Genomic DNA, 15859 nt, shown 5'->3' on the forward strand with positions numbered 1-15859 from the left:
CAGTATGCTAGAAAAATGAGAACACCAGGGCAACCGGGAAACTGATCGGCCATGTTGCGCCGACTAAGCACGCGCTGAGCGTTTTGATCCGGTGAGTCTCTTTGGATAAAAACCAGGTCGCTACGCCCGTCAGTAATGCCATCACGGCATAAAACATTAACATCTTAATGAACAAGTCCATCGTCCGCCTCCTTTCCATGGAAAACATACGCAGACTATGTTGCACATTTTTTAAGGTTATTTTTGTCTAACCGGTCACGCCTTGCGTCACTCTTTATCAAAAGATCAAAACAGTGAGACCAGTAAGGCCACCGGGAAGCTCATCGGCCACGTTGAGCCCACCAGAAACGCGCTCAGAAAACGGATCCGTTTACGGTCGCTGGATAAAAACCAGGTAATAATTGCGCAAAGCAGCGCCATGATTGCGTAAAAAACCAGCATTTTTTGATAAAGCGACATAGCCACACTAACCCTGTGATAACAAAACGGGCGCAATATGCCGCTTTTATTGATATTTATCAAGTTTTTTCACTAATCGTGCGCTTTATCATGAGGGGGGAATTGATGTCACCCTGATTTTACGGACTGGCAACGCGTGACCGTCGTTTCTTGTTACTGTACTTTACCCGTATTCGTAATGCCCGCGTTGCGAAGCCGGGCCATCGCTGGATGCAAATCAGCCCGCTTCAACACTACTGCCTGGCGCTTTTCATTGCATCCTGCTTGCCGGGATTGCATTGCTCTTTTGTACCCGGAAGATAAAATTTTCCCGACCGATCTGGATCTGTGCCACCCGGACAACCCGCGCGGCCCGCAGCGCTGACGCCAGCCGTACCATCCGATCCGTTGCCGCCATCAGAACCGTTTCCCCCGTCCCCCCCATTTCCGCCATTAGCAGCGTTTGCGGCAAATGCGCAAAACAGGAAAAAACTCACGAAAGCACGCCTGAACATGTAAACCTCCCTTGTTCAACCCTTAAACATACACTGTGGCATCTCAGTCTACCTTCAAAGGACATGACAGGCTGGCTCTGATAATTCAACGAAAGAAAAAGGCGTTTAAGAATGCGTTTGAAGTTCTCTGGTGGTGGTGGTCGACCCGGTGCCGGAGGCTTTACGTCTCGCCTGAAGGGAATCGAGAGCGGCGTGAATCATTTCAGTCGCCCTGATTTTTGCATGAGCGACAATTTTTTCGTCTGCAATGCTGGCGTGGCAATGGGGACAATAGGTTATTCCCCTCGCCTTATCTTTGGCGATGGCTGCCAAATCTTCGATAATCACGGTTTTTCCGCATTTATCGCATGCAAATTCGAACATTTTAACGTCCTGAATATCTCACTGGCGCCACTATATAACAGCGAGAGTAAACGGCATTAAAACGTGCTGAACATCAGGATGGCGGGCTTAAGCGCTCAGTCACAAAAACTGACACTACTGCATGAGCCATCTATTGTTTATGTTCTTCACGCCAGTCTTTGATCATCTGCGGTGTCACCTCACTGGCATAGCAGACAGGATCATAGCCACCCGGTTTGCTCCATGCGCTGCGCTTACCACAGTTACTGCCATTTCTGGCCTGATTAAACGGGCAGGCACATGGCCCCGGGTAAGCTGCAATGGACTCCTCAATCACCTTTTGTTTAACCTGTGCATCACTCAATATCTGTGTTTTAGCCAGACTGTTTTCAATGCTCAGCACACTGGTTACAGCCAGCACGATCAACACCCACGGTGTGATTCTCATTGAGGCGTCTCATTAAGGAGGAGATGAACTTTCAATGTAGGACGCTCCCCCCACGACAATATTGATCGCAAGCAACATCCGGTTGTTTTCTCAGGCCACTCAGTCCGTGAGTTATATATTTTTCTTTTTTGATTTACGTTAAGTTTTTTATAAATCATAAGATTAAGCCTGGCATGAAATTGACATAAAAAAAGAGAACGGGATGCTTTCATTTTTGTCATAAATTCACCGGATGCTTGCTTTGGCGGATGGCTGATTTCTCTGGTATTGTCTCAATGCCGTAACTAATTCTTACAGGGTAACAGTAATGCAAAAGTTTGACGATCTATGGCAAGCCATCGAGACCAGAGTGTGTGAAAACAATGACATAACGCACGAGGAACTGACGAACGAAACGACGGCCAGGGGATCTGCTGCGAAGCAACGCGTCGCACATATTTTTACTCTGGAAGTCCTGCTGTCTCGTCATCGGGAGAAGTATGCCAGCCCTTATGTGGCACTGGCCGGGGAAGAAGCTCTGTGGCATCTTATTTTCAAGCGTACTGGCTGGAAACCCTTTGAAATTAAACAGCTCTCCTTTAGCGACGCAATGTTTGTGATAGCTGAGCTTTTTCGTGATGAGAATTTGCCAGCGGATGTCCGGGGAATGTTACGCGCCAATGGGTTACGCGATCAGTTTTATTCTATATATGATTTCTCAGAAAAAGACTGGGCTCCACGGGATAATGAAAACATCCTGAAACGCTAGCCTGCGAATCATTTGAATATTAAGGGCCGCTGCGCCCTTTTTTATTTTCACGCGTTTAATATGCAATACGCTTTACGCCGTGCATCCCTGCCGTCGCATCACCGGTCATGCTCTATTTCACATAGCCTGCTAAGTTTATTTAAAACGTTTATGAAACGCTATTACCTGTCAATTGCACAATTAACCGGCATGGTTTTCAGGCGTTTAAAAAATACTGCCCGGTCATTGCGCTACTTAACGCAGGTTCATAGCGGGCAAAATGAAGCTCCTCGCCTTCACAGAAATAAGTTTCTATAGGCAACGTCAGACCGGACGCGCCTTCTGCTGTCTGGTTTACGGACCAGGTTACGGTGGTGTCGCTATCATTAACCGTCAAATACTCAGGGATACCGCCAGGCAGCAGTACCACAACGACTTTACTCATTTTGTTTCCCCCAGAGACTAAAAAAGCAACATTATCAATGGCGGGATGTGATGATAAGTTGTCGCACTAATTAAATTAATGTGACAATCCCAGCCGTGATATGCAGTATTACATTTGTAGGTTTTATTTTAATGTTGGTCACGCTACGCGGGTAAGGCGCGTTAAGTATTGTCAGAAATATACCATCTTTACGTTTTTTGACACACAAGAAATTATAAAGCGTGAGAGTTACCTCAATTATTCTGTACCTGTGAATAAACAGCTACAGAAACGGTAACTCCCACGCTCACGCTAAGCCGGGTTAAAAGCTCAGTGTTTGATCATCACGTGGCGAACCACGGTGTAATCTTCCAGCCCGTACATCGACATATCTTTGCCGTACCCCGAAAGTTTTTGTCCACCGTGGGGCATCTCACTGACCAGCATAAAGTGGGTATTGACCCAGGTGCAGCCATATTGCAGACGCGCACTGAGGCGGTGCGCGCGGCCAACATCTTTGGTCCACACGGACGATGCCAGGCCATATTGCGAATCATTGGCCCAGTCCAGCACCTGCTCTTCATCATTAAATACCGTCACGCTGACGACCGGCCCAAAGACTTCGCGTTGCACTATCGCATCGTCTTGCTTTGCCCCGGCCAGCAATGTGGGCTGGAAGTAGAACCCCGCCCCCTCACGCTTGCTGCCGCCGGTCACCACACGGATATGACTTAATGCTTTCGCCTCGTCCACCGCTTTGCTGACGCGCGCCAAATGGGCTTCGGAACTCAGGGGGCCCAGCTCGGTGGTTTCATCATCCGGCGGGCCCATTTTCAGACTCGCCACCGCGGCACCCAGTTTTTCAACCAGCGCATCGTAAACCCCTTTTTGGGCATAAATGCGACAAGCGGCGGTACAGTCCTGCCCGGCATTGTAGAAACCAAAGGTACGAACGCCTTCGACAACCGCATCCAGATCGGCGTCATCAAACACAATAACCGGCGCTTTGCCGCCCAGCTCCATATGGGTACGTTTAATCGAAGAGGCGGTATGACCGATGATGTGCTCACCGGTGGCAATCGAGCCAGTCAGCGAGACCATGCGCACTTTTTCGTGCCCGGTCAGCGGATCGCCAACGGTTTTCCCCCGACCGAACAGCACATTCAGTACTCCCGGCGGGAAAATATCCTGCGCCAGCTCGCCAAGTTTGAGCGCCGTCAGCGGCGTGATTTCTGAAGGCTTAATGACCACACAGTTACCTGCCGCGAGCGCTGGCCCCAGCTTCCAGGCGGCCATCATCAGCGGGTAGTTCCATGGGGCGATAGAGGCCACAACGCCAACCGGATCGCGGCGAATCATTGAGGTATGCCCTTCCAGATACTCCCCGGCGGCCAGTCCGTTCAGGCAACGCGCGGCGCCTGCGAAGAAGCGAAAGACATCCGCGACCGCCGGAATTTCATCGCTCAGCACACAATGCAAGGGTTTGCCACAGTTCAGTGACTCAAGCATTGCAAAGGTTTCGGCATTGTCTTCAATCACCTGCGCCAGTTGCAGCAGGCACTCGGCGCGTGCTTTTGGCGTGGTCTGTCCCCATGTTTTGAAGGCCTCATCGGCCGCCTTCACCGCCGCGTCTACCTGCGCAGGCGAGGCTTCGGCAATCTCCAGCAACACCTCGCCGGTGGCCGGGTTAAACACGGCCTGTTTCTCGCCTTCGCCGTCGACCAGTGCTCCATTGATAAATAATTGATGTTGCATAGCGCTATCCTTTCAGAGTTGTCAGTTATTTGCCGCTTCCGGCTACGGTTTCACCGTCACGGGTCAGCCACCAGGCGCCCAAAATCGGGATGGTTGTTACCAGCATTACCAGCAGCGCCACCACATTGGTTACCGGTACATCACGCGGGCGCCCCAGTTGATTTAACAACCAGAGCGGCAAGGTGCGTTCATGCCCTGCGGTAAAGGTCGTGACGATAATTTCGTCAAACGACAAGGCAAACGCCAGCATTCCCCCGGCCAGCAGCGCCGAACCGAGATTGGGCAACACCACATAACGAAACGTCTGCCATGAGGTGGCACCCAAATCCATTGAGGCTTCAACCAGACTCCACGACGTGCGACGAAATCGGGCTATCACGTTGTTGAAAACCACCACCACGCAAAACGTGGCATGACCAACAACGATGGTGAAAAAACCGGGTTCCAGATCCACCGTTTTAAATGCCGTTAACAGCGCCAGCCCGGTAATAATGCCGGGCAAGGCGATCGGCAGCAGCAGCAACAGTGAGATGGCGTTCCGGCCAAAAAACTCACTGCGCCAGAGAGCCATTGCAGCAAGCGTGCCAAGGATTAAGGCAATAAGGGTCGCCAGCGCCGCAATTTGCAGTGACAGTGTCACGGCATCCAGGATATCGCCCCGCGCCGCCGCCACGCTAAACCAGCGCAGCGTAAAGCCCTGCGGGGGAAAGCTGAACGCGGCATCCTCGGTATTAAAAGCATAGATGGCGATTATCAATAACGGGAAATGGAGAAAGATAACCCCACCCCAGGCGGCAATTTTGAGAAATAACGGTGCGCGGTCAGAGTGCATCGAACGCTCCCAAACGTTTCACGAACGCCAGATAAAGGGCAATCAATACAATGGGGACCAGCGTAAAGGCTGCCGCCATTGGCATATTGCCGACTGCCCCTTGTTGCGAATAGACCATGTTGCCGATAAAGAACCCCGGCGGCCCCACCAGTTGCGGCACAATGAAATCACCCAGCGTCAGGGAGAAGGTAAAGATAGAGCCAGCGGCCACACCCGGAATTGCCAGCGGCAAAACCACATGGCGAAAGGTTTGCCGGGGATGGGCGCCAAGATCCGCTGACGCCTGCAATAACGACGGCGGCAACCGTTCGAGCGCCGCCTGAATCGGCAGGATCATAAACGGCAGCCAGATGTAGACGAAGACCAGAAAACGCCCCAGACCGGAGGTCGACAAGGTATTGCCGCCGATGCCAGGCAGCGTTAGCAGCGCGCCGAGTACAGGTTCCAGCCCCATATGACCGAGAAACCATTGGGCAACACCGTCTTTCGCCAGTAGCAGCGTCCAGGCGTAAGCTTTGACGATATAACTCGCCCACATGGGCAGCATCACCGCAATATAGAAAAAGGCTTTCCATTTTCCGCTGGTGTATTTCGCCATATACCATGCCATCGGGAAGGCCAGAATAGCGCTTGCCAGCGTCACGGCGACCGCCATGGTGAAGGTACGTAAGATGATATCGTAATTGGCGGGATTGAACAGCGCCTGCAGGTTCGCCAGGGTGAAATCCGGCGTTACCGACATGGTGAAATCATCAAAGGTGTAGAAGCCTTGCCATAGCAGCGTCAGCAACGACCCCAGATACACAATGCCGAACCACATCAGTGGCCCCAGCAACAACAGGAACAACCCCAGCGCCGGTTTGCGCCAGAACAGGCCACTCAGGCGGCTGCCCGGTTTACGCTGGGGTGAACGGGAAAGGCTCATCTCCATCACCCCGCTCCCTGTAACGGCACCATCGCCTCTCGCGACCACGACGCCAGCACCGTTTGCCCCGGTGCTAAGGTATCAGGCAACAGCGCATCGGACATGTTCGCCTGGCTGACCAGCAGTTTTTCGCCGTCGGTAAGTTTCAGTTCAAAACGGGTAGCCGCCCCCTGATACTGTACCGCTTGTACTACCCCCTGGACCTGAATTTCCCCCGGCTGATTAAGGCGAATATGCTCGGGTCGCAGAGAGTAAACGCCGTTCATCGCGCACAACGCGCCCGCGCGCCTGTCGTCAAAAACATTAGACGTGCCGACAAAACCCGCCACAAAAGGCGTGCGTGGGCGCAGATAGAGTTCACGCGGCGTATCAATCTGCTCAATCTTGCCATTGTTGAACACCGCCACCCGGTCGGACATCGACAGCGCTTCACCCTGGTCGTGGGTGACAAAAATAAAAGTGATCCCCAGATCCTGCTGGAGCTTTTTCAGCTCAAATTGCATCTGCTCGCGTAATTTTAAATCCAGTGCTCCCAGCGGTTCATCAAGGAGTAAAACGCGAGGCTGATTAACCAGTGCCCGGGCGATAGCCACACGCTGGCGCTGGCCGCCGGAAAGTTGCGATGGCTTACGGGCGTGAACAAAATCCAGCGCCACCTTTTCCAGCGCCTGGCGCGCGCTGGCATGGCGTGTTTTCTTGTCCACCCCTTTGACCATCAGGCCATACGCCACGTTATCGAGGATCGACATATGGGGGAATAACGCGTAATCCTGGAAAACGGTATTGACGTCGCGCTCCCAGGGGGGCAGTTCGCTGGCCTCACGGCCAAAAATACGAATAGCCCCGCCGCTCAGTTGCTCAAAACCGGCGATAAGACGCAGGCAGGTGGTTTTGCCGGAGCCAGATGGCCCCAGCATTGAGAAGAACTCCCCGTCATTTACCGCCAGACTGACACCGTCGACGGCGCGAACATCACCATACAGCCGCGAGACATTTTCAAATTCAACAGCATAGGTCATACATCACTCCTGACCGATTAACGTCCACCCATAATGGCGATGTAATCCTGCGTCCAGCGGCTATAAGGGACATATTTGCCACCCTCCGCAACAGGCGTTTTCCAGAACGCAATCTTGTCAAAGAAGCTATAGCCATTGGTCTCACAACCTTTTTCACCCAGCAAATCACTGGCTTTACAGCCTTGCGGCACCACCGGCAGTGAGCCAAACCAGGCGGCGACGTCACCCTGTACTTTCGGAGTCAGCGACCAGTTCATCCATTTGTAGGCGCAATTGGGGTGTTTCGCCTGCGCGTGCAACATGGTGGTATCTGCCCATCCCGTTACCCCCTCTTTCGGGAACACGGTGGCGATAGGCTGGTTTTCCCCTTTCAGGGCGTTGGCCTGATACGGCCAGGCGCTGGACGCCACAACGCCTTCGTTTTTGAAGTCGCTCATCTGAACAGTGGTGTCATGCCAGTAACGGTGGATTAAGGCGTGCTGATCGCGCAGCACTTTCAGCACCGCCTGATACTGCGCTTCGGTTAGCTGGTAGGGGTCTTCAATGCTAAGCTGCGGTTGAGTGGCTTTGACAAACAGCGCGGCGTCGGCGATATAAATCGGCCCGTCATAGGCCTGCACGCGGCCTTTGTTGGTTTTGCCATCCGGCAGATTTTGCTGCACGAAGACGACCGACCAGCTATCTGGCGGCGTCGGGAATGTTTTGGTGTTATACATCAGCAGGTTTGGCCCCCACTGATAGGGCGTGCCGTACACTTTACCGCCGACGTTAAACCATTCACCTTTCTCAATGCGCGGATCGAGGGTTTTCCAGTTCGGGATGAGCGCGGTATTAATGGGCTGTACGCGTTTGCCCATGATCAGACGCAGCGAGGCATCGCCGGATGCGGTCACCAGATCATAACCGCCTTTAGCCATCAGGCTGACCATCTCATCGGAGGTCGCTGCCGTTTTTACGTTGACCTCGCAGCCCGTCTCTTTTTCAAACTGGCTAACCCAGTCATATTGCTTGTCCGTCTGACCGCGTTCGATATACCCCGGCCAGGCGATAATATCCAGACGCCCTTCTCCTTTCCCTACTTCCGTCGGCTCGGCGGCGTGTGCTGTCATAAGGGTCATGCCCAGCGCACACAGGCAGCTCGGGGCAAATTTCTTGCTCATATGTTTTACTCCTGTCGTAATGAAAATGAGCGGCCGCCTTGCCGTAAAAATATCTCCTGATTTAAAGGTAGACGGAGCGCCGAAAGGCTGAATCCCGTCAATGAGAAATTTCGCCAGGTTGTGACATACAGCGCATTACATTTATTACGAAAATGCTGGCGGTGCATCTTCTGGAGTATAGACAAGGAGTTAGCAGAGAAAGGTTAATTTATGTTGCCATTCACATTTCGTATGAATGCCTGATGGGCAAGTACAGAAAATAATGACCTCTGCGGCTTAAATTTCCACAGAGATATTTTTAATTTGAGAAAATATTATTCAGAAAATAAGAACAACCGCCTGCGTTTTTATTTCATCATTTCGCGAATAATTTTGCCAAGCAGAATAACGCCACGTTCTTCCCGCTCGCCCCATTGCCAGGATGCATTAAAGCGAAAGAACGGCGTCGGTTCTCTGGAGGTGGAGAACATTTTGCCCGGCGCGATGCTGACCTGATGGGCCAGGGCACGCTGACTTAATTCTCCGGCATCCAGCTCTGGCGGCAACTCCAGCCATAAAAAATAACCGCTGTCGCTGCGGTGAATTTTCACCTCCGCAGGCAGATGACGCACCAGAGCCTGCCATGCCTGATGCTTGCGTTCAGCCAGGGCGCGCCGCAGACGCCGCAGATGCGCGTCATAGCGTTGCGTGCCAAGGTAATCGACCAGCGCCATTTGCATGGGCGAACTGGTGGATAAGGTGCTCATCAACTGCAACTGCTGGATCCGACGGGCATGTTTCCCGGCTGCGACCCACCCGATACGAAACCCGGCCACCAGACACTTGGAAAACGATGAGCAGTGTAACGTCATGTCCTGGGTATCCCAGGCTTTTGCAGGTAGCGGTTTTTCCCGCCCGTAATAGAGCTCGCTGTAGACATCGTCTTCGATCAAGGTCACGTTGTGCTGCATCAGCAACGCCACCAGTTGCGCTTTCTTCTCTGCACTCAGGGTAAAACCAAGCGGGTTCTGGCTATTAGGCATTAGCCAGCAGGCTTTAACGGGGTAGGATTTCAGCGCCTGCTCCAGCGCCTGTAAATCGATACCTTCGTTAATATCCGTCGGCACCGACAGCGCTTTTAAGCGCAGGCGCTCCAGCGCCTGTAGCGCACCATAAAAGCAGGGATTTTCGACAATCACCCAGTCACCTGGCTCTGTTACAGCCTGCAAACTCAGGTTTAACGCTTCCAGCGCCCCGGCGGTAATGACGATTTCATCTGGTGAAATGGTCATCCCCTGTTGGGCGTAGCGACGGGCGATGGCATGACGCAATCCGGAATTTCCCGGCGGCAGGTTTTCAATGATGCTGACCGCAGTCGCACTTTTACTGACATTGGCTAATGAGCGATTAAGCTGTTGCAGAGGAAACAGCCGCGGATCCGGAAACGCCGAACCGAAGGGCAAGATCGAGGCATCGCGGCTGGCCTGCAAAATATCAAAAATATAGGTATTGATATCCACCGCTTCGTCTTGCTTTAAGGTGGCGGGCGGTAAGGTTTGCGGACGATGAGAGCGCGGCGCCACATAATAGCCCGATTGAGGCCGGGCGGTAATATAGCCCTGATTTTCGAGCAACTGATAAGCGTGGCCGACGGTCATAAAACTCATCCCGCTGCTGGTCACCTGTTCACGCAACGAGGGCAGCCTGTCGCCGGGTCGCCAGACGCCCAGTTCAATTTGCGAAATGATTTGCTGCGCCAGGCGCTGGTATTTTTTCATCGCTCTCTCCTTCCCTGCATTCATTCTATATCAGCGCGCTTAAAAAGCACATTTTTACCAACTGTTATAGATAAATTTGGCTTTTCTGCCTCTGATAATCCTCTCCGCCGCTCTTTACCATTTGCGGGAGAGCCATTTTTCAGAGGTTAAGTATGTTGGGTTTAGATGCGTTTCATCTGGCAAGGATCCAGTTTGCCTTTACGGTTTCCTTCCACATTATTTTTCCGGCGATCACCATCGGTCTTGCCAGCTACCTTGCGGTGCTGGAGGGGCTGTGGTTGAAAACCGGCAATCCGGTGTGGCGTTCGCTCTACCACTTCTGGTCGAAAATCTTCGCCGTCAATTTTGGCATGGGCGTGGTCTCCGGTCTGGTGATGGCCTATCAATTTGGCACCAACTGGAGCGGATTTTCCCAGTTTGCTGGTAGCATCACCGGCCCGTTACTGACCTATGAAGTGCTGACCGCGTTCTTCCTCGAAGCCGGGTTCTTAGGGGTGATGCTGTTTGGCTGGAACAAGGTTGGCCCAGGGCTGCACTTCTTCGCCACCTGCATGGTGGCGCTGGGGACGATCATTTCCACCTTCTGGATCCTCGCCTCCAATAGTTGGATGCAAACGCCGCAGGGCTATGAAATTGTGAATGGCCAGGTGGTACCTGTCGACTGGTTTGCGGTGGTGTTTAACCCCTCCTTCCCGTATCGCCTGTTGCATATGTCCGTTGCCGCGTTCCTTAGCAGCGCGCTGTTTGTTGGCGCGTCGGCCGCCTGGCACTTGCTTAAGGGCAATCATTCACCGGCCATTCGCACCATGTTTTCCATGGCGCTGTGGATGACCCTCATTGTGGCCCCTATCCAGGCGCTGATCGGCGATATGCACGGGCTGAACACGCTTGAGCATCAGCCCGCCAAAATTGCGGCGATAGAGGGCCATTGGGAAAACCCACCCGGCGAGCCGACGCCTTTGTTGCTGTTTGGCTGGCCGGATATGGAACAAGAGCGCACCCGCTATGGGCTGGCGATTCCGGCGCTGGGTAGCCTGATCCTCACCCACAGCCTGGACAAACAGGTTCCCGCGCTGAAATCGTTCGCCAAAGAAGACCGGCCTAATTCGACCGTGGTGTTCTGGTCGTTTCGCCTGATGGTGGGGCTTGGTCTGTTGATGATATTGCTGGGTGTTGTCGCCGTGTGGCTGCGCCGCAAGCAGCGCCTCTATCACTCGCGCCCGTTTCTGTGGTTCGCATTATTGATGTGGCCATCGGGTTTGCTGGCGATTCTTGCCGGTTGGGTAACCACAGAGGTGGGCCGCCAGCCGTGGGTGGTCTATGGCTTGCAGCGCACCGCCGATGCCGTTTCCGCCCATGGCACGCTGCACATGAGCATTAGCCTGCTGGGTTTTATCCTCGTTTACAGTTCGGTGTTTGGCGTGGGGTACAGCTACATGGTGCGGTTGATTAAAAAAGGGCCTCAGGCGAATGAATCCTTTGCCAGTGAACAGGATGGACGCCCCGCCCGGCCGCTTTCGGCGGTGAATACTCACGACAGTCTGCAGGAGAAACCGTAATGGGTATCGATCTTTCGCTTATCTGGTTTGTGATTATCGTCTTTGCCACCCTGATGTATATCGTGATGGACGGTTTTGATCTGGGGATTGGCATTCTCTTTCCCGCGACGCAAAACGCCGAAGACCGCGATGTGATGGTGAATAGCGTCGCCCCGGTATGGGACGGCAACGAAACCTGGCTGGTGCTCGGCGGTGCGGCGCTGTTTGGCGCCTTCCCGCTGGCGTATGCGGTGATTATCGATGCGCTGACCATTCCGCTCACGCTGATGCTGGTGGGGTTAATTTTTCGCGGTGTAGCCTTTGAGTTTCGCTTCAAAGCGACACCCGCGCACCGTCCTTTCTGGGATAAAGCGTTCTTAGGCGGCTCGATTCTGGCAACCTTCACACAGGGGGTCGTTGTTGGGGCGGTGATTAACGGTTTTCCGGTTAGCGGGCGCACCTTCGCCGGGGGGCCCTGCGACTGGCTGAGCCCGTTTACTCTGTTTTGTGGCCTCGGACTGGTGGTCGCCTATGCCTTGCTGGGGGCGACGTGGCTGGTGATGAAGAGCGAAAACAGCTTGCAGACGCGGATGCGCCAGCTCGCAAAGCGGCTCTTACTGGCCCTGCTGCTGGTAATTGCAGTAATCAGTCTCTGGACACCGCTCGCCCATCCGGCCATCGCCAGCCGCTGGTTTACGTTGCCAAATCTGTTTTTCCTGCTGCCCGTCCCTGTATTAGTCGTATTGCTGAGCCTGTGGCAATGGCGCAGCCTGAATCATCCACAGAGCGAAAAATTACCGTTTGTGCTGACGCTCGGGCTGATCTTCCTCGGATTCAGCGGGCTTGGCATCAGTATCTGGCCGCATATTATCCCGCCGTCCATCACCCTGTGGCAGGCGGCAGCCCCCGCACAAAGCCAGGGCTTTATGTTGGTTGGCGCGCTGCTGATTATCCCGATTATTCTTGTCTATACCTTCTGGAGCTACTACGTATTTCGCGGCAAAGTTCAGCATGGGGAGGGATATCACTGATGCAACAACCTTTATGGAAGCGCCTGATGTGGCTGGTCGTTTTGTGGGGTGGCAGTGTGCTGGCCCTTGCGCTGGTCGGCCTGTTTTTCCGCGTACTGATGACCGCCGCGGGGTTTAAGTCGCACTAGTTTTATGACCCGGCGACGTATACAAGCGGCTTGCAAAGCTGCCCTGATGCTGAACATCAGGGCAGCTTTTTTAGTGCTGGCCGTGGCGGGTAGAGAGTTTTTGCAACACTGTCAGCTGCGCCACCGCTTCCTGCATCGCATCCATGCCGGATGTCAGGGCGTGCAGGCTACTGAGATGCTTCACAATATTATCCCGTTCGTTATTGGTTTTACTGCTCATGGCCGCGATGGTGTCAGCCGCGGAAATGGAGTGCTGAGCCATATTGCTGGCGGTCTCCACGGTATTATTGGCAACGGTACGAATGCGGGAAATCGTATTTACCGCCTGGTTGATATTGGCGGCCGTCGCGTCTGCCTGCTCTTTGGACGAGTGCGCCAGCCGCCGGACTTCGCTTGCCACCACGGCAAATCCGCGCCCGGCTTCACCCGCCCGCGCAGCTTCCACCGCCGCATTGAGCGCGAGAATATTCGTCTGAAAAGCAATGTTACTGATCCCGCTGGTTATCTCATTAATCCCCGCTGAGATTTTCTCCAGGTCGTCCAGCCCTTCCACCAGCCGGTTTTGCGCCTGTTGGCTCTTGAGCGCAATATCGCTGATCGAACGGATGCTATTTTCTGCCATTCCTAAGGTGTCGTTTTGTGTCTGCGTCGCGGCTTCCAGCATCGGTAATGCCGTCATCAGGGGACCCAATTTTTGTTGATATGCCACAACACGATTAATCACACCGCTTTGAAAATCATTCAGTGCCTCCCAACGGCGCAGCGCACGCTGGGCGTAATGCCCGGCATATCGTGCATATTCCACCGGGAAATGCGCCATGGCTTTCACATCATGATTGAAAAAGACCAGCGCGGAGAGCGTCTGATTAATGGGAACGCCGAGGATCTCCCCAAAGCTGGAAAAACCGGCAGCGGGCAAGCCTTTAAAGAAATGGGCATTGTGTAAGTGTGATTCGCTGCCAAGACGGCGCAAAATACAGTCATTCATCAGAATGGCCGCCGGTTTACCTCGTCCGGTAATAAAGTTTTTCCAGTCATGCAGTGTCGCTTGTTTAAAGTCGGTTTCTTCCAGTAAATGCAAGCGATCGCCAAATTCCAGATCACAGAAAAAATGAACGCCTTCAGCATCGATTTTTGCGACAGAGCGAATGAAATATTCATCTCCGACTTTAACCCCGAAAGTGAGCCCTTTTAGTTTTTCGGCCACCTGCTGCTCACCACATTGCAGGAGTTCGGCCAGAACAGCAGTGAAAGGCTTTTGTTCACCCTGTTCATTAAAGACTGACGTCACCGTCCGGGCGATCGGATCCGCCTGAGCAATCAGCCAGCTTTTATTGCGTGGTTTGAAGTTTTGGCTTTTGAAGGGTGCGAAGGATTTTCCCGGTGCCATTTTGCAAAAGATAATCACCGCTTTGCCCTGCAGCACTTTGCCATTCACGCTTATCCAGGTGCCGTCAAAGGTGAGTTTGCCGCCTGCTGAACCGCCGATAGCCAGGCAGGGAAAACGCCCACAATTATACCAGGCCTGCATCAGAAAGCCTTCGGAGGCAGAGAGCCCGTCACAGTACACCATGGCAAAAGTATGATCTGAGGAGAGCGGCATGCGTACCTGTAACCGCTCCAGCTCGTTCTGAATTGCAATGATGCGATCTGTTGCTGTTCGGGTATCTTTAACATGTAAATCAATAATATGGGTTTCGTGCCCGGCAATGAGTGTTTTGGGCAGCATTAACCAGCTACCCTGTTGCCCCGCCGCATCACAATAGGTCGTCTCACGACAGCTACTGCTCAATGCGCCACTGGAAGAAAGCGTAATAACCGTTAAGGCTGGAGAAGAAAACCGTTGCCACGCCTGGCTCACGCTTGAATAGTCGGCACCAGGGGGGACGAATGTCATGAGGATACCGCTGGCTTTATTGCTTAAACCCGCTGCTGATAATGACTGAGGCATATTCTGGCAATCATAGGTACCATTCGCAGGCTGTGAGCGGCTGCGACCTAAGGGTGCGGTTAAAAACCTTTTCGCCATAGATAACATATTTCACCTTTTATGTATTATGAGATCATTTATAGGGTGGAGCGTCTGGTGAATTTATGGAACTTAGCAGGCTATACATCAAGTCTATGATTTTTACAGTGCCGGGAAATTCCACGAATATATTTTGATCACAGTGTAATTATCGTCAAACTAAGTGAAATCTTTAACGAAACCCAATAAAGTCCACACGGGCATAATGAAATTAAAACTATAAAAATCAAAGGTTAATAAAATGAGATGCGAGTATCACTATTTGACCTGTGAAAATTATGTTAATAGTGTGATGCAACGCATAAATTGCAGCAAATAATAAAATTACTGTCTGTCAGGTAACATATTCGTTTATTTTTTACAGTTACTATGGAAGGAATATTCTTAATTAAAGATGTCTTCATACTCTCTCCACGATTTGTTGTTGAAATCCGTGTCACTCAGATAAATGAGAGAAGGAGTGAGTATGAAAAAGATCGTGACACTGTCTGCCATTGTGGCTATGAGTTTGTCGTCTTATGTGTTTGCCGCAGACAACGCGCCTGTCCCACCGCAAAAATATCCGCTAACGCACGACGGTCAGTCGCCGCGTCATGACGACAAAAACTCGCAACATGCGCGGGAGCACAGGAATAATGACGGGAAAGCGTGGAAGCATGATGACAGCGCGCATCACCGCGACGGCCAGCCGCCAAAGCATGACGGCAAACAGCCGCCCAAAGACGGTAAAAAACTGCCGTTGCCGGATGATAAACGCTAAGATTTAAATACAGTCGCGGCACATACCCTGC

At 52.7% G+C, this 15859-nt stretch carries 17 protein-coding genes; 5 read left to right on the top strand and 12 right to left on the bottom strand.

All coding sequences use genetic code 11. The features are described 5' to 3' along the window. Positions 1-7: 7 nt before the first annotated feature. From C5523_RS13795 to C5523_RS13815, 4 genes are all read right to left on the bottom strand, one after another. Positions 8-181 carry a GhoT/OrtT family toxin gene (locus C5523_RS13795; protein ID WP_108701347.1) on the bottom strand — a complete coding sequence of 58 codons (174 nt, stop codon included), beginning with the start codon at positions 179-181 and terminating at the stop codon, positions 8-10. A 104-nt stretch (positions 182-285) separates the two neighbouring features. Then, positions 286-459: a GhoT/OrtT family toxin gene (locus C5523_RS13800; protein ID WP_064572403.1), complete on the bottom strand. Its 174-nt coding sequence runs from the start codon at positions 457-459 to the stop codon at positions 286-288. A 599-nt stretch (positions 460-1058) separates the two neighbouring features. After that, on the bottom strand, positions 1059-1316 hold the full coding sequence (locus C5523_RS13810) for a hypothetical protein (protein ID WP_108701349.1): 258 nt from the start codon (positions 1314-1316) through the stop codon (positions 1059-1061). Positions 1317-1446: 130 nt separating this feature from the next. Next, positions 1447-1743 carry a hypothetical protein gene (locus tag C5523_RS13815; protein ID WP_079497477.1) on the bottom strand — a complete coding sequence of 99 codons (297 nt, stop codon included), beginning with the start codon at positions 1741-1743 and terminating at the stop codon, positions 1447-1449. Between the two features lie 307 nt (positions 1744-2050). Between C5523_RS13815 and C5523_RS13820 the strand changes: the two genes are divergently transcribed. Further along, the gene (locus C5523_RS13820) at positions 2051-2491 is read left to right on the top strand and encodes a hypothetical protein (protein ID WP_108701350.1); all 441 of its coding nucleotides are present in this window, start codon (positions 2051-2053) and stop codon (positions 2489-2491) included. Positions 2492-2687: 196 nt separating this feature from the next. On the opposite strand, the gene C5523_RS13825 is transcribed toward C5523_RS13820, so the two are convergent. The 7 genes from C5523_RS13825 to C5523_RS13855 form a co-directional block, all read right to left on the bottom strand. After that, the gene (locus C5523_RS13825) at positions 2688-2915 is read right to left on the bottom strand and encodes a hypothetical protein (protein ID WP_052249252.1); all 228 of its coding nucleotides are present in this window, start codon (positions 2913-2915) and stop codon (positions 2688-2690) included. A gap of 309 nt (positions 2916-3224) precedes the next feature. Beyond that, positions 3225-4649 (bottom strand): aminobutyraldehyde dehydrogenase, encoded by a 1425-nt coding sequence (patD, locus tag C5523_RS13830; RefSeq protein WP_039079100.1) that lies wholly within the window; start codon positions 4647-4649, stop codon positions 3225-3227. Between the two features lie 25 nt (positions 4650-4674). Next, a complete protein-coding gene (locus C5523_RS13835) occupies positions 4675-5481 on the bottom strand; it encodes an ABC transporter permease (protein ID WP_039079101.1) in 807 nt (268 codons plus the stop codon). Next, positions 5471-6412 (bottom strand): ABC transporter permease, encoded by a 942-nt coding sequence (locus C5523_RS13840; RefSeq protein WP_039079102.1) that lies wholly within the window; start codon positions 6410-6412, stop codon positions 5471-5473. The genes C5523_RS13835 and C5523_RS13840 overlap by 11 nt, the downstream gene beginning before the upstream one ends. Beyond that, entirely contained in the window at positions 6412-7425 is a 1014-nt protein-coding gene (locus C5523_RS13845; RefSeq protein WP_079497480.1) for an ABC transporter ATP-binding protein, read from the bottom strand. The genes C5523_RS13840 and C5523_RS13845 overlap by 1 nt, the downstream gene beginning before the upstream one ends. A gap of 17 nt (positions 7426-7442) precedes the next feature. Continuing rightward, complete coding sequence (ydcS, locus tag C5523_RS13850; protein WP_071194136.1) at positions 7443-8585, bottom strand: putative ABC transporter substrate-binding protein YdcS; 1143 nt, start codon at positions 8583-8585, stop codon at positions 7443-7445. A gap of 347 nt (positions 8586-8932) precedes the next feature. After that, the gene (locus C5523_RS13855; RefSeq protein WP_039079105.1) at positions 8933-10342 is read right to left on the bottom strand and encodes a PLP-dependent aminotransferase family protein; all 1410 of its coding nucleotides are present in this window, start codon (positions 10340-10342) and stop codon (positions 8933-8935) included. A gap of 152 nt (positions 10343-10494) precedes the next feature. Between C5523_RS13855 and C5523_RS13860 the strand changes: the two genes are divergently transcribed. From C5523_RS13860 to C5523_RS13870, 3 genes are read left to right on the top strand one after another with little or no spacing between them, the layout of a single operon-like run. Beyond that, positions 10495-11901 carry a cytochrome ubiquinol oxidase subunit I gene (locus C5523_RS13860; protein WP_108701351.1) on the top strand — a complete coding sequence of 469 codons (1407 nt, stop codon included), beginning with the start codon at positions 10495-10497 and terminating at the stop codon, positions 11899-11901. Further along, positions 11901-12911, top strand: a complete 1011-nt coding sequence (cydB, locus tag C5523_RS13865; RefSeq protein ID WP_108701352.1) for a cytochrome d ubiquinol oxidase subunit II — start codon at positions 11901-11903, stop codon at positions 12909-12911. The genes C5523_RS13860 and cydB overlap by 1 nt, the downstream gene beginning before the upstream one ends. Further along, complete coding sequence (locus tag C5523_RS13870) at positions 12911-13039, top strand: DUF2474 domain-containing protein (protein ID WP_071194133.1); 129 nt, start codon at positions 12911-12913, stop codon at positions 13037-13039. Before cydB ends, C5523_RS13870 begins: the two co-directional genes overlap by 1 nt. 70 nt (positions 13040-13109) lie before the next feature. On the opposite strand, the gene C5523_RS13875 is transcribed toward C5523_RS13870, so the two are convergent. Then, entirely contained in the window at positions 13110-15077 is a 1968-nt protein-coding gene (locus C5523_RS13875; RefSeq protein ID WP_108701353.1) for a methyl-accepting chemotaxis protein, read from the bottom strand. A gap of 457 nt (positions 15078-15534) precedes the next feature. Between C5523_RS13875 and C5523_RS13880 the strand changes: the two genes are divergently transcribed. Further along, positions 15535-15828, top strand: coding sequence for a hypothetical protein (locus C5523_RS13880; protein ID WP_223878696.1), 294 nt, complete (start codon positions 15535-15537; stop codon positions 15826-15828). Positions 15829-15859: the final 31 nt, after the last annotated feature.

Source organism: Phytobacter sp. SCO41, from assembly GCF_003073275.1.
Classification (GTDB): domain Bacteria; phylum Pseudomonadota; class Gammaproteobacteria; order Enterobacterales; family Enterobacteriaceae; genus Phytobacter; species Phytobacter diazotrophicus.

What these genes read in the sequence shown, in the direction of transcription:
- C5523_RS13815 (WP_079497477.1), bottom strand. Translation starts at nt 1,743, where the DNA reads ATGAGAATCACACCGTGGGTGTTGATCGTGCTGGCTGTAACCAGTGTG.
- C5523_RS13820 (WP_108701350.1), top strand. Translation starts at nt 2,051, where the DNA reads ATGCAAAAGTTTGACGATCTATGGCAAGCCATCGAGACCAGAGTGTGT.
- C5523_RS13825 (WP_052249252.1), bottom strand. Translation starts at nt 2,915, where the DNA reads ATGAGTAAAGTCGTTGTGGTACTGCTGCCTGGCGGTATCCCTGAGTAT.
- C5523_RS13840 (WP_039079102.1), bottom strand. Translation starts at nt 6,412, where the DNA reads ATGGAGATGAGCCTTTCCCGTTCACCCCAGCGTAAACCGGGCAGCCGC.
- patD (WP_039079100.1), bottom strand. Translation starts at nt 4,649, where the DNA reads ATGCAACATCAATTATTTATCAATGGAGCACTGGTCGACGGCGAAGGC.
- C5523_RS13855 (WP_039079105.1), bottom strand. Translation starts at nt 10,342, where the DNA reads ATGAAAAAATACCAGCGCCTGGCGCAGCAAATCATTTCGCAAATTGAA.
- ydcS (WP_071194136.1), bottom strand. Translation starts at nt 8,585, where the DNA reads ATGAGCAAGAAATTTGCCCCGAGCTGCCTGTGTGCGCTGGGCATGACC.
- C5523_RS13810 (WP_108701349.1), bottom strand. Translation starts at nt 1,316, where the DNA reads ATGTTCGAATTTGCATGCGATAAATGCGGAAAAACCGTGATTATCGAA.
- C5523_RS13835 (WP_039079101.1), bottom strand. Translation starts at nt 5,481, where the DNA reads ATGCACTCTGACCGCGCACCGTTATTTCTCAAAATTGCCGCCTGGGGT.
- C5523_RS13795 (WP_108701347.1), bottom strand. Translation starts at nt 181, where the DNA reads ATGGACTTGTTCATTAAGATGTTAATGTTTTATGCCGTGATGGCATTA.
- C5523_RS13845 (WP_079497480.1), bottom strand. Translation starts at nt 7,425, where the DNA reads ATGACCTATGCTGTTGAATTTGAAAATGTCTCGCGGCTGTATGGTGAT.
- cydB (WP_108701352.1), top strand. Translation starts at nt 11,901, where the DNA reads ATGGGTATCGATCTTTCGCTTATCTGGTTTGTGATTATCGTCTTTGCC.
- C5523_RS13800 (WP_064572403.1), bottom strand. Translation starts at nt 459, where the DNA reads ATGTCGCTTTATCAAAAAATGCTGGTTTTTTACGCAATCATGGCGCTG.
- C5523_RS13880 (WP_223878696.1), top strand. Translation starts at nt 15,535, where the DNA reads ATGAAAAAGATCGTGACACTGTCTGCCATTGTGGCTATGAGTTTGTCG.
- C5523_RS13860 (WP_108701351.1), top strand. Translation starts at nt 10,495, where the DNA reads ATGTTGGGTTTAGATGCGTTTCATCTGGCAAGGATCCAGTTTGCCTTT.
- C5523_RS13870 (WP_071194133.1), top strand. Translation starts at nt 12,911, where the DNA reads ATGCAACAACCTTTATGGAAGCGCCTGATGTGGCTGGTCGTTTTGTGG.
- C5523_RS13875 (WP_108701353.1), bottom strand. Translation starts at nt 15,077, where the DNA reads ATGTTATCTATGGCGAAAAGGTTTTTAACCGCACCCTTAGGTCGCAGC.